General features: G+C 45.2%; 9 protein-coding genes. 3 read left to right on the forward strand and 6 right to left on the reverse strand.

Annotation, left to right across the window (positions count from 1 at the left end; all coding sequences use genetic code 11):
* Nucleotides 1-183 precede the first annotated feature (183 nt).
* The 4 genes from CWC03_RS10370 to CWC03_RS10385 all read right to left on the reverse strand — a co-directional run bounded on the left by CWC03_RS10370 (nt 184) and on the right by CWC03_RS10385 (nt 6786).
* Nucleotides 184-1959 (reverse strand): FAD-binding oxidoreductase, encoded by a 1776-nt coding sequence (locus tag CWC03_RS10370; RefSeq protein ID WP_128727380.1) that lies wholly within the window; start codon nt 1957-1959, stop codon nt 184-186.
* Nucleotides 1952-3715: an alpha-keto acid decarboxylase family protein gene (locus tag CWC03_RS10375; protein WP_138581861.1), complete on the reverse strand. Its 1764-nt coding sequence runs from the start codon at nt 3713-3715 to the stop codon at nt 1952-1954. The genes CWC03_RS10370 and CWC03_RS10375 overlap by 8 nt, the downstream gene beginning before the upstream one ends.
* A complete protein-coding gene (locus CWC03_RS10380; RefSeq protein WP_138581862.1) occupies nt 3702-5576 on the reverse strand; it encodes a flavin monoamine oxidase family protein in 1875 nt (624 codons plus the stop codon). Before CWC03_RS10380 ends, CWC03_RS10375 begins: the two co-directional genes overlap by 14 nt.
* A 340-nt stretch (nt 5577-5916) precedes the next feature.
* Complete coding sequence (locus CWC03_RS10385) at nt 5917-6786, reverse strand: hypothetical protein (RefSeq protein WP_138581863.1); 870 nt, start codon at nt 6784-6786, stop codon at nt 5917-5919.
* 543 nt (nt 6787-7329) lie between these two features.
* Here CWC03_RS10385 and CWC03_RS10390 point away from each other — a divergent pair.
* From CWC03_RS10390 to CWC03_RS10400, 3 genes are read left to right on the forward strand one after another with little or no spacing between them, the layout of a single operon-like run.
* Nucleotides 7330-8190 (forward strand): hypothetical protein, encoded by an 861-nt coding sequence (locus tag CWC03_RS10390; protein ID WP_138581864.1) that lies wholly within the window; start codon nt 7330-7332, stop codon nt 8188-8190.
* A gap of 58 nt (nt 8191-8248) precedes the next feature.
* Nucleotides 8249-9457 carry a cysteine desulfurase family protein gene (locus CWC03_RS10395; protein ID WP_138581865.1) on the forward strand — a complete coding sequence of 403 codons (1209 nt, stop codon included), beginning with the start codon at nt 8249-8251 and terminating at the stop codon, nt 9455-9457.
* A 49-nt stretch (nt 9458-9506) separates the two neighbouring features.
* On the forward strand, nt 9507-10802 hold the full coding sequence (locus CWC03_RS10400) for a pyridoxal phosphate-dependent aminotransferase (protein WP_138581866.1): 1296 nt from the start codon (nt 9507-9509) through the stop codon (nt 10800-10802).
* A gap of 62 nt (nt 10803-10864) precedes the next feature.
* Here the strand turns inward: CWC03_RS10400 and cueR are convergent, their stop codons facing one another.
* Together cueR and CWC03_RS10410 are read right to left on the reverse strand one after the other, a co-directional pair.
* Nucleotides 10865-11275 (reverse strand): Cu(I)-responsive transcriptional regulator, encoded by a 411-nt coding sequence (gene cueR, locus CWC03_RS10405; protein WP_138581867.1) that lies wholly within the window; start codon nt 11273-11275, stop codon nt 10865-10867.
* 5 nt (nt 11276-11280) lie between these two features.
* On the reverse strand, nt 11281-13659 hold the full coding sequence (locus CWC03_RS10410) for a heavy metal translocating P-type ATPase (protein WP_138581868.1): 2379 nt from the start codon (nt 13657-13659) through the stop codon (nt 11281-11283).
* Nucleotides 13660-13677 lie beyond the last annotated feature (18 nt).

The raw sequence follows: 13677 nt of genomic DNA on the forward strand, positions 1-13677 counted from the left end.
GGCGATTCACTCGCCGAGCAGTTTATGTTTTCCAACGAATTTTTGATGAAGAAATTCCCCTCATCTCACCCACCAAGAATTCAATATAAAAACAGCAAAATCGCTGTGTAAAATGGCTCCTACCTCAAGGCCAAACCAAGCAAAAAGCCGATACTGGCTCTTTGCTCTTCACATTTAACACTATTAAATAATTGTCTTACGGGTTCTTAGGCGATTGAAATTGACGTAAACCTCTTTACCACAGTCTAATTTAACAGTGAAACCCGAATACTCCTCTTTGATTTCAATGAGTTTTTCGTAATTCTCTTGGAAGTAGGTTTTCGTCGGAATGGATGCGTCTTTAAAGCTGATAAACGCGCCGTATGCCCCTTCTATGGTGGTGTCGCGGCTAACCTCAATCCAATCAAGTGCACGGTTTACATAGCGGTAGACTGGATTTGCTTGACCAAGGCGTTTGCTGTCGTAACTGCCGTCGTACTTTAACTCAGTATTCCACCAAGTTTGGTATTGAATGGTGTACTGCGCCGTTGTATACGGGAAGGCAACACGTTTCTTAGCATCATCACATGTATCATTGGCATAAAACTTACCCGAGATAGCACCTAGAGTGACATAACTAAATAGTCCAAGTGGGGCATTTTGTGCAAACAATAAAGGCGATGTGAGTGAACGCAATAGCGCCAACTTGCCTTGTTCGGTAAGGCCAGACTCACGCACGAGCTTTGAGGTGATTTTGTGTGGCGCTGGGGCGTCGAAGTCTGGTGTAAATGGTTCACCATCAAGGCTTGCGGCAAGCGTCCCCTTTAATCCCAGTTTTTTGAGGTTAGCCACAGAGTTTCGTGACCAGTCAGACATCAATGCTTCGCTATAGTTCTGCTTGGTGTCCGTGCCTGTCACCTGCACTTTAGCAGCAGGAAAATATTGCTTAGCAAACTGAATCAGCGCTTTTTCGGAGCCTTGCCAATAACCATACATGGTACTTGGGTGCTTTAAGGTCTTTTCGTAGCCAGATGACTTTTCACACTCGCTAACATCTGGGACCGCGTTGATTTTTAGGTTAGTACCAACTAAGTTCTCGGTATCCTTTCCCGTGTCGTTAATGGCATTTTCCCACTGGCTGAGCAACTGCCAAGTTGCTAAGTCTGTAGAGCCAACTGCCTCATTATTCCAGTTAATTTCAAAGCGGTGGATTTCTTCAGGTAGCTCAAAAGCTTTGACTCTAAACTCCGTCACTATTCCATAGCTTAACGCTCCGCCTCCGCGTAGCGCCCATAATAGATCTTCATTTTCAGTTTCAGATACCTCAACTCTTGAGCCATCTTGCAAAATAACCGTTGCACCAACGAGTGACTCACAGCACATTCCTTTTGCTCGCGTCCATGGGCCCCAACCACCGCCTTGAATATACCCAGCTAACCCAACCGTGGCGCAAGTGCCATGTGGAATGGTTAACGGTGGAATATCCTTGTAACCAGATTCTGCAAGCTTTGGGACTAATTGATAAAAGCGATAGCCCGAACCAATATGGGCAATATAATCGTCGCCTTTTTTCTCGATGGAGAAGTCTTTTAAACCGCTTAAATCCAGCAACACCACATCTGTGCCGCTGCACTCCCCTTCATGATCATGGCCACCTGAGCGCACCCGAATGGGTAAGTTAAACTCTATCGCTTCTTGATAGGCACGCATCACATCATCAGTATTGTTACACATTACAATCACCGAGGGCGAAAACTGAAATCGTGTGTTAAAGATAAGCGCTTTAGCTTGATATTCTCTGAAGCGCTCCATCGAAGTATCACCCGTTGGCAATAAAGTAAGTAACTGCTTTGCAGAAAAGCCATGCTTGCTTTCTAACGCAAGTATAAAACCTTGTGTCGCGCGCCAGTAGCGGTCAATACGCTTTTGTGCTTCGTCTAACTGATATTCTGGGATAGGTTTGCTGATTTGCTTAGGCATTATTGTTTCCTTGTGCTGTGCTCTTTCCACATGGACAGTCGTCCACTTTTTTACCCGTAATGGCTTCGGCGAGATCCTGTATCGCCGGTGCGAGGTCTTTTTTATCAAGATTTACTTTAATGATGTATGGCTTACATGGATTTTCATGAAGCGTAGCAAAAACCCCATTTAGATCCGCGACGGTCTCTACATGTAAATATTCGACAAAATACGCGCTCGCTAATGATTTATAGTCCCAACGGTGTAAATCATCAAATGGTGCAAATGCGCCAGCAGGTGTAAACGCACAGATATCAACAAACGACTGCTCAATTGCATACACTTGATTACTCATTACAAACACTGCCGTATTGAGTTTATTACGGCTAATGGTAGACAGTGTTTGGCACATCATCATGAATCCACCGTCGCCCGCAACCACAATACTACGTCGATTGTCAGCCAAGGCTGTGCCAAGTGAACAACCGGTTTCATGACCTAACGATCCCCAAGCTGCGTCACTAATAAAGCGACTTTCTTCAATACCAGTTAAACGAGCCGCCATATAAAGCGAAGAGCTTTCACCTAAAATAAGGTTGAAGTCACGCACCTTCTGGCATCGGGCTAGCTGCTTCTGGTATGTGCAAAAGAAGTTTTCGTAGGTGATGGCATCGCAATCATGCACGGGACTGTTCAAATAGGGGTTTTCCGGCAACGAGCAAAGCGTACGATGCTGCATGGGATAATGCTCAATATACACCGTTAAATCATCAATAAACTGTGCTAAATCAATATCACTAAAGCGCTCGCAGCTACCAATTCTTGCTTCGCCCATATTCACGCGGATCAATTCGTTTCCTTGCGTTTTTAACATGGTCAGGTAATCGTCGGTGAATATCGCTCCCAACGCTAAAATGCAATCTCGTTTGCTAACAAAATCAAATGTTTCAGGCCATGACGCTTCACCCGCATAGGTGCCAACAAATAGCTCTTTCCCAAGCCCTTGCGCCTCACTTAATACTGATTTAGCTAGCGTGGTCGTGGTATACGGAATATTGAGATTACAGAGCAAGTTCTCGACTTCCCTTTGTATGCCAAGCCGCGTGATCTCGATACCTAATAATACCAATGGCTTCTCAGCCTCTTTGAGTCGGTTGATTACTTTATCGAGTAAGCTTGCCATCATCGCAGGATTAGATGCAGGTCTTGGGATAACTAAATGGCCTTCTGGTTTATCACAAGTTTCGCCCCACACGTTCTGCCATGCTTCTAGATAAATTGGCCGCTTTTCACTCATGGCGAGGCGTAACGCATTATCAATAACCTCAGGGGCAGAAGCGGGATCCGAAAGAATTTCACTGGCAACAGTGACATTTTCAAACACCTTTTTATCAGCGCTATAGTCGCCGGTAGAGTGATGAAATAACACACCTGTTTCTTCGATGTCGGCACGGTTTTCAGCAGACGGGCTTGCCGATATAACGACAACAGGATTACGCTCGACATAAGCGCCGGCTATCGCGTTTAGTACGCTGAACGTGCCAACGCCGTATTGCACCGACACCGCGCCAATACCTCTGTATCTTGCATATCCATCCGCCGCGTACCCAGCCCCAAGCTCGGTAACATCGCCTACTGCGTCAATACCAGGAAAGTTATCCAGTGCGGTCATAAACTCTTGCACATAGTCACCAGGCACTTGAAATACCTTATCTAGGCCCAACTGCTTTAACCGCCACAGTAAATGGTCGGCAACCGTAAAATTAGCGGTACTCATGATTAATACCTCGATAAGCGAACTCAGTGACTTCGTCTAGCGTGTCTGAGCTGGCATTTGGCTGTTGCGCTGAATGCTGACACGAGCACCCACCTTTACGGCAATCTACTGGTAAGTAGTTGTGATGTGACTCAAGCCACTGTTCATACTGAGCTTTGTCTTTAGATAACCACTTCGGTGTTGGTAAAGCAAAAAACTCAGCCAATGTCGATTCAGCCGTATTTAACGCCCCTTCAACCCAGCCTTGTTCATAGGAATACGCTTCGCCAACAATATAGATTTCTTCGCTTGCAACAGGGTGGCGCATTCTGCACATGATCTCATCGAGACGATAATTGGCTTTCCATTCATGCCAGCCACCGCCATAAGGGTCATCCCCCCACTCTTGGTAGATTGCAGAATATGGCATTGGGAGTGCTTTTTGATTATGTAACGCTTGAATTTGGCGATGTGCCGCTTCAACCATCCCGGTGGTAATTTGATACTGATTTTTAGGTACTATCTCATTTTCGGTATAACCTTCTGCACCATAGGCTGGCATAAAGCCTTGGTAATGCTCGCCCTTTTCTAAACCTTTCCAGTAAGGAATAGTGCCAATATCATTGTATGAAGCCATTAGCAGCGAGTTGGTATTGGGCTCACCATAGGTATGCTCTACTTTACATACTTGTTCGCCTTTTTCGTTAGTCTCGTATTCAAGGCATTCTTTTTGGTCGCATTCCGTGCCCATGTAATAAGTTTGACGGATTGGTAAGTCAGTCACAGAGCGACCAGCAACAAGGCCCAAACTGCGCCACCAAGGTTGCTCGTAAGCCATAAACATCTTAATCGCTTTTTGGATAAGCACAGACGGAATGTTTTCTTTCAACCAAGGGTCGTCAAAGAACGGCGATTCAATTAGCTCAAGCGAGCGCCTTGGCATAGCCAAAATAAGCCGCTTCACTTTAACGCTGTAAGCTGGAGCATCTTTATCAACCACTTTCCCACTGCTAGTCACTTGTGTTGGTTGAAAAGTGAGTTCATAACGGTACTCGCCACAATGGTGCAGCTCAATTTTTGCAAGTCGATGCAACATGTTAACGCGCTTACTGCGGTCAAGGCAGCCTGGTGCCGCTGCAAACTCTTCACATAACTTCAGCGGTAACGCCTGAAAACCATCTTTGAGAGTTTTAAATACCGTATCATCGCTATATTCAGTGGCTGGCAACTGAGTAACCGCACTGGCATTCGCCACATTAGCATCGTAGCCACCCGCTTCTTTCATAAAGAGGTATGCTTCGTTACTCAACACATGCTCAAGCAAGTTCCAAAAGCCAAAGCGCCAAATTTCCTTGCCAAATACTTTGACTTTCATCTGCTCTGCAAGAGACATATCGGCAAAGCCCGGACAGATGAGGTTCATGACTTTAACTTGAAGATCTTCCGGTCCATAGCCTCGCTCTGTTTCTTCAAGCTTGTATGGGATTTTGTCTGGACATTCTGCGAAATCACGATATCTAAAATATTGTCCACGCAGATAAAAGAGGTTGTTTTCACTGCCCGCTTCAGGAGAGCTTTCTGCATTTGAGGGGTATAACGGCAGCTTTGAGCCCATCGGGAAGTCTTTGGTTTGGAGTTTTAGCTCATCTACCAGCGTACTCACCATCACATGATCGTCAGGAATAAACCGCATTCCACCAAGCTCAGCCACAACGTTGGGCAACCCCGGGAGTGTGCGACTATACAAACGACCACCAATACGATCACTATACTCAAATAAGCCTATGCGATGTGTATCACCAAGCTCTTGTTGAAGACGCCATGCACTATAGACACCCGATACACCGCCACCCACAATGGCAATATCTAGTTCTTTACTCATTTTAATATGCTCCTTTAGGCTATTACTCTAAAAGCATATTTAAGGGTGGTGATTTTATCTATTACATCAGGTTACAAGGGGTTACAGTGCAATTATGGCTAGTATAAACATCGTCTTTAATAAACTAGCATCACCTGACAGATTTCTTGCTCAGCAAAAAGCACCATTATATTCCAAAAAGTTAAAATTAAGTTTCACAAAAACAAAAGGTTGCTGTGTAACACAGCCCTACTCCGTAATGAAAACATGCTTGTATAAGGCGGTTCACCCGCCGAACCGTCATGAATGTTGACAAATCCAAAACCGTAAAGCTTTACCCTGTTTTGTACTTATCTTTGGCTTAATTACTCAACAGCCTTATCTCGTTTCTGGTGGGCGCATTTGAGACATGAAAATGCTCAACTTCAACATCATTTCCAAATGCCTGTGTAAGTAAGTCTGAAAATTGCTCTGAAGTACGCTCGGGATCGAGGGTGTAAAGCGGCTTTAGCGCTTCTTTTTCTATGCCTTTTTGCTTTGCAAGTTGAAGTAGCTTACTGCCCATATCAACAAAACCATTGCCATCCATACTGCCAACAACTTCGCCTTTCACTTTGAATACCGCAACTTGAGGCGCTTGATCAAACATCAGTTTACTTCGCAAAAATTCATCTCTCGCTAGTTGTTCTTGATGGTTAGCTTGCCTGCGCGTATTCATTTCATCGTGAACAAAACTTGTATACGAACGGCCATTAAAACGTTCAAAAACTTCAGCATTGGTTGGACGATTATTTTCGCCATAAACTTCAACTTTGCCTGAACTGGAGTACTGTTGCTGAACTAACGCTTTAAGCTGATTAATATCACCATTGGCTTGCTCTATCAAAGCTTCGACTCCACCTTTACCTGTAATATGTCCTTTGTCATTTTGATAGGCCATCAATTTGCCATCGACCACTATACCTAATTGCACCTCCCGCGCTTGCCCATGATGCAAGTATTGCCACTGGGCCGCCTCTGAAGAGACTTCACTGAGCTCGAATACCTGACTTAAATGAGTCATTTGTTCATGTGATACCCGAGTGGCCTTTTCTTCATCAACCATGTACATTAGATTGGTTTTCCCCACTAGGTCCTTAGGGTTCTCTTGGCTATGCAGATTTGACTGTTCAGCTCCCCCTCTTTGGGTATAAGCGTTCATATTTATGTTATTCGTCGAATTGATGTACATAACTCCACTCCTTGCTCTCACCTAATAACTTTATTCATTTGCTGCCTGTCTCATACAGCAATAAATAAGCCAAACTTTATTCAATCACATGAAAGTAGGAATATTCATTCACATATCGCAATTACGGTTCCTTTCGCATTTATTGCCTCTAACTGGAGAACTGAATTCCCCAAAAAGGGCAAATTGTTGCCACGAGCAAAAGGGATGAATCAAATTACTTCCCCACGGATCATAGAGGTAACTAGGTATCTGCTATTTGGCAGTGTAACTAGCCGAACAATTGAAATGAAAATTTCACACAAAAACTTTCAAAAAACTCAATTTTTACGCAAACAAACGTTGACCTTACCACCGTGGCAATCTTTACAGTTACTTAACTAATTTAACCAAACCTTAAGCATGACTTCACCTTGATTAACACTACTGAACTCATGGAGTACGGAAATTAATTTCCGTTTGATGTCCTTTTATTGGAGTTAATTAGGCGCGGCAGCCAAGGATAGTGAACACATTTAACTCAACAAAAAAATAGAGACTAACGAAATGAAATTAAAAGAAAAAATGGTTGGAAAAGTAGAGCAAAAGCTCCTAGAGATGATCCGTATGGATGTCGCTGAACACTACCCGACTGTCTCCGCCTTTTATCTAGAAGGTGGGCATTTTGATCCGCGTTATTCCGCTACCGAATTCTCAATAGATTCAATGGTAAAGGTGTTAAATGTCGCGAACAACGCGATTCTAGAGCACAAGAAAAAACTTAAAGTGGTGCTTGGCGTGTTGATAGACGATCTGGGCTTACAGTGCGGTAGTGAATCTTGTGATATTTCTGCATCCCCAGCAATGACCACCGACAGCCAAGGGCTTGCGCCATTACCTGACGAGCTAGAAGCCGTATTAAGTGATTACAGCATTGTAAAACGCGACCGTTTAGTACTTCAAGGTGAGCGCAATTGTAAAAACCGTGGGATCCAATCTTTACGTAAAATCATTGCGCAAGATTTAGCAAGTTTCCCACAATTGTCACTCGCAACGAGCAACGGTGTAACTAAAATTCTATTCGAAAACAGTAAGGGAGTAGACATTGTTTTAGCTGAATCAAAAGATAAGGATATATGGACTGCAAAATGCCCGCTTATCATGGCGCAGCACTATAAAGATACATACCAAAAAGCACTGAAAATGAACCCTCAGGCAGGGGTATTCCACATTATAGACTTCTCTGAAATGGATGACTTTCACAAAGTCGTGAACGGTACTGAAGTAGCGTTAGGACTTTTCCTACAAGACGAAAGCCTTGGCGACAATATCGTTAAGATCTCCAATATCTTCTTGTCTGACTTTGATATGGAAGATTATTCCATTAACACCCAAACCAGCACCCTAGCCGAAGCTTGCGACGCGTAACGCACGCATTTATCCGCATCAATTTGACTGTTGCCCCAATTTTATACGGAGATTTTTTATGTCACTCATTACAGCACTAGAGAGTAAGTCCACCACGGAAGCGTCGCTACGCTTTCCTATCTATTTAGATCATAACGCCACAACACCGTGCGACGAAGCAGTGTTACAAGCCATGTTGCCTTACTTTTGTAACGACTTTGGTAATGCTGCGAGCATGTATGGTTTACATGGCTGGAACGCCCATAAAGCGGTCGAACAAGCCCGTGAAAAAATTGCAGGTGCCCTTGGCGCACAACCTGAAAATTTTATCTTTACTTCTGGCGCGACTGAAAGCAACAACTTAGGGATCCGCGGCGTGTTTCGTGCTTGTAATCACAAAGGCAAGCACATTATTACCTCGTCGATTGAGCACCCTGCAACGCTTGCAACTCTTAGAGATCTAGAACATGAAGGCGCTCGCGTTTCTTATCTTGCGCCGTTACCAGATGGCAGCTTTGATATTGACGCAATGAAGGCCGCAATCACGCCAGAAACGATTTTAATCACCGTGATGTACGCAAATAACGAAATTGGCACCATTAATCCAATCGACGACATTGCCTTTATTGCAAAGCAACATGGCATTCTATTTATGTCTGACGCCACACAAGCGCTAGGCAAGGTCGATATCAATCTAACCACTTGCCCGATTGATATTTTAACTTGCTCGGCACACAAAATTTATGGCCCTAAAGGGGTTGGCGGCCTGTATTTAAGACATCAGCATGGCAATAGAGTGGTTGATATTAGACCGCAGATCACCGGTGGTGGAAGCGAGCAAGGACTACGTGGTGGCACGTTAAATGTGCCTGGCATTGTTGGTTTTGCCAAGGCTGTGGAACTTGCCCAGCGAGAACTGAGCAATGGCGCAATTGACAAAGTTGAGCAGCTAAGAGACAAGCTAGAAGACGGTTTATTGGAGCTGCGACAGGTGCAAGTCAATGGCATGAGCGAAGAAAGACTCCCCCATGTTTGCAACGTCTCTTTTCATGACACCGACGGTAAAAAAATGCTGAGCTTATTAAAGAAAAGCATCTCAGTCAGTACCGGCTCAGCTTGTTCGTCAAGCAACCTATCGCCAAGCCACGTATTAACCGCACTTGGGCTATCGGATGAACTGGCGCAGGCAACCATCCGCTTTAGCTTAGGCAGACATACTACAGAAGCCGAAATTAACTTCGCACTCAACAAGGTTAGAGAAGTCGCTGCGCTAACTTTACTCGTTTAAATAAAACTAAATTATTCCAGAGCATATGCTTAAGGAGAAAAATATAACAATGAAAAACCTATCAAATTTAGCCAATGCACTCGATTACTCGGACATTATTCACCTTGAGTTTTACGTGCAAGAGCAGCTTGCAAAGGGGAAAGAAATTTGTGATTTGATCATTGGAGATTTTGACACGCAACAATTTCCGATGCCCGACTACCTTACCGCACAGATCCAGCAAGCTTACGAGAACAAGCAAAACGATTATCCCCCGCTTGAGGGGGTGTTATCACTTCGCGATGAGGTAGCAAAACAAACTAAAAAGCGCTTTAACGTCAGCTATAACCCAGATACGGAGATGTTGATCTCTGGCGGTGCAAGACCTTTGCTGTATTCTGCGATGCTCGCCACAGTGAGCGCAGAAGACAAGGTGATCTACCCTGTGCCTTCTTGGAATAACATGTTTTACACCACCATGTGTGGTGGCAAGCACGTGCCAATTGAAACCAGCGAAGCAAATCAGTTTTTACCTACAGCGGAACAGCTTCAAGCGCATATATCTGATGCGCGCCTTATCACCTTATGCTCACCACAAAACCCTAATGGATCCATGTTTTCAAAGCAACAGCTCAGTGAAATCTGCGACATGGTTGTGGCAGAAAACACGCGCCGCAGAGCGATAAACGCCAAACCGCTATATGTTATCTACGACCAAGTGTACTGGATGCTGACAATGCAAGAGGTTGAGCATTATCATCCGGCGTCGCTTTGCCCAGATATCAAGCCTTACTTAATTGTGGTTGATGCTGGCACCAAAGCTTTTGCCGCAACAGGCATTCGAGTTGGGTGGGCGACAGGCCCACACGAAGTGATAGCAAAAATGCAGGTGATCCAAGAACATATAGGTGCAATGGCCCCAACGGCAGAGCAACTTGCCACCGCGGTGTTATTTCAAAATGAAGTGTATCTACAAAGTTATTTAGCCGGCTTTAAAGAAAAAATACTAGCCTCAATGGCGGTACTGCATCAGGGTGTTCAGGATATGAAAGGCGCAGGCATGGCAATCGATTCATTTATACCAAATGCCGGCATTTATATGACCTTGAAGATCGACGCCATCAATATGGAAACCCCCGATGGAAACGTACTCAAAAATGCAGATCAAGTCAGTCGATATTTAATTGATAGCGCAGGATTAGCACTGGTGCCATTCGCCAGTTTTGGCTGTCGCTCTAAAGCGTCACAGCTTTGGTATCGCGCCGCCGTTTGTACTATTTCACCGAGCGAAATTGAAGCGGCGCTGCCAAGATTACAAAGTGCACTGCTCGCACTTACCGAGTCAAAACTATTACTCGAAGCTTAGCGCTATTCTGCACAACAAAAAAGCCAGTCTTCATCATTGAAGACTGGCTTTTTAACGTTCGGCTACTTTAGGCTATTTTGGCAAAGCCCATCTAAAATTGGACAGTTTGCATTTTCGTCACCACTACAGTTATCCGACAGCTGCTTTAAGGTTTCACGCATTTGCTGAAGTTCATTGATTTTATGTTCAATCTCATTCAAATGATGCTGCGCAATCGATTTGACTTCACGGCTAGTACGGTCAGGGTTTTGTAACAAATCGAGTAAAGATTGGATCTGCACAATAGGAAACCCCAATTTTCGTGCTTGCTTTATCACACCTAGCAATTGTAATTGTTGCGAGTCGTACAGCCGGTAACCCGCTTCACTTCGTTTGCTGCACTTTAGTAGCCCGCTTGCTTCATAATGGCGGATCATCTTTGCAGAGAGTCCAGTACGCTGCGCGGCTTCGCCGATTGTGATCAGTTTTTCCATGACGTTTACTCCTTTGGTTGCCAACGTTGCAATAACAACGCATTGCTAATGACTAGTAAACTACTGGCCGCCATCGCCGCACCTGCAAAAATAGGGTTAAGGTAACCCAGTGCTGCCAATGGAATGCCAATGACATTAAAGATAAATGCCCAAAATAGATTTTGCTTGATTTTGCGATAGGTTAATTTTGCCATCGCTAAAGCAGATGCCACTAAGCTTGGCTCGCCACGCATCAGCGTCATTGCCGACGCGCTTACCGCCACTTCCGTACCTGTTGCCATTGCGATACCAAGATCAGCCTGTGCCAGCGCTGGGGCGTCATTGATCCCGTCGCCGACCATTGCCACACAGTAACCTTGCTGTTGGGCATTAGCAATATACTCAGCTTTGTGCTCTGGCAGAACTTGCGCTTTATAATCGTCCAGTTCTAGCAACTTAGCATTGTACCGTGCACTACTTTGGCTGTCTCCGGTCAACATTGCAACTTTGATCCCTTGCTGCTTAAGCTGTTTGACCGCTGTAAAGGCATGAGCTTTAAGCTCGTCAGTAAAGTAGAATAGCGCCAAAAACTCGCAGCTCAGTTCACTATTTTGGCTCACTAACCAAGATAAAGAAGCGCCCGGTATTTCTTCTGGTAGCGCAGGCAAAGTTAAGCCTAACTCTTGCATCCAAAAACCGCTCCCCAAATAGACTGTTTTATCTTGGTATTGTGCTTTAACGCCTCTACCCGCTACCACTTTAAAGTCGCTTACAGGAAGTAATGACAATTGCTTTTCTTGTGCTTTGTTTACCACCGCCTTGGCAAGCGGGTGTTCGCTGTATTGCTGTAACGATGCCGCCAGCTGTAGCACTTCGTCTTGATGATATGTAAAAGTGTGCATATTGCTAAGCTCTGGTTTGCCCACCGTAAGCGTGCCCGTTTTATCAAAAATTACCATATCGATGGCCGTTGCTTGCTCCAATGCACCAGCATCCTTTACTAAGATCCCATAACGCGCAGCAGTGCCAGTACCTGCCATAATCGCGGCAGGTGTTGCTAAACCAAGCGCACACGGGCAAGCAATAACAAGAACCGCCACCGCATTCAGAATACCTGTTGGCCAATCTCCTGTGCTGAGCCCCCATGCAAAAAATGTAATGAGTGCAATCACCAATACCGCAGGTACAAATACCGCACTCACTTTATCCACCAACGCTTGCACAGGTGCTTTCGCACCTTGTGCTTGTTCTACCAAACGAATAATTTTTGCCAAAGTTGATTCCGCGCCAACACTGGTTGCATCCACTTCAAGCACGCCATCAAGATTCACCGAACCACCAGTCACTTTATCTGTTTGTGCTTTATAAACAGGCACGCTTTCACCGCTGATAAGCGCTTCATCTACCTGTGAGTGACCTTCAGCTACAACACCGTCAACCGGTATACGCTCACCAGGTTTGATCAATAGTCGTTCGCCACTTTTTACTGCCGAAGCTGGGACTTCTTGCCAACTGTTATCACGCCAGACCATAGCCGATGTTGGCCTTAAGCTTTCAAGCGCTTTAAGGGCGCTGGTTGTACGCCGCTTGGCTCGGTGTTCAAGATACTTACCTAACAGCACCAAACTCAACACGGCACTGCTGCTTTCGAAGTATAAATGGGGAGCGCCATGCTCACCGCTGAATGTCCACCACAAATACAGCGACAGGCCATACGCTGCACTGGTGCCGATGGCCACCAGCAAATCCATATTCCCCGTCCCCGCTTTTATTGCTCCCCATCCGGCACGATAAAAACGCGCACCAAAATAAAACTGAACAGGTGTTGCCAGTGCCCATTGCATCCATGCCGGGAGCATCCAGTTTTGGTTAAACAGCATGGCAAACATGGGTAACACCATAGGTAGAGTGAGCGTCAGTGACGCCACTGCTGGGAACCAATCAGCGCGATAAAAGGGAGTTGCTGCAACTTGTTCGTTTAACTCATCCGAGTCAGCTTGTGGCTGTACCACGGTGTAACCGACGTCGTTAAGCTTGGCTTCTATTTCAGCGAACGGTAACTCTGCCACTAAAGTTAAGGTTAGCTTTTCAGTCGCTAAATTGACCTCGGCTTTAATTACCTGCGGTAATGCTTGCGCCGCCTTTTCCACTCGGCTCACACAAGACGCGCAAGTCATGCCTTTAACTTGATATTGCACTTCACTGGTATTGACCTTGTAGCCAGCATCTTTAACCGCACTCACCAGCGCCGACACTTCCGCACTGCCTTCAACAGACACCGCTTCCAAGGCTAAGTTAACACTGGCACTGACAACGCCAGACACTTTCTCTAAGGCTTTCTCAACTCGGCCAACGCACGAGGCGCATGTCATGCCCGATACATTAAATTTTATTACCTTGTCCATTTCTATCTCCGCAAACGC

Source organism: Pseudoalteromonas sp. S2755 (assembly GCF_005886535.1).
Classification (GTDB): Bacteria; Pseudomonadota; Gammaproteobacteria; order Enterobacterales; family Alteromonadaceae; genus Pseudoalteromonas.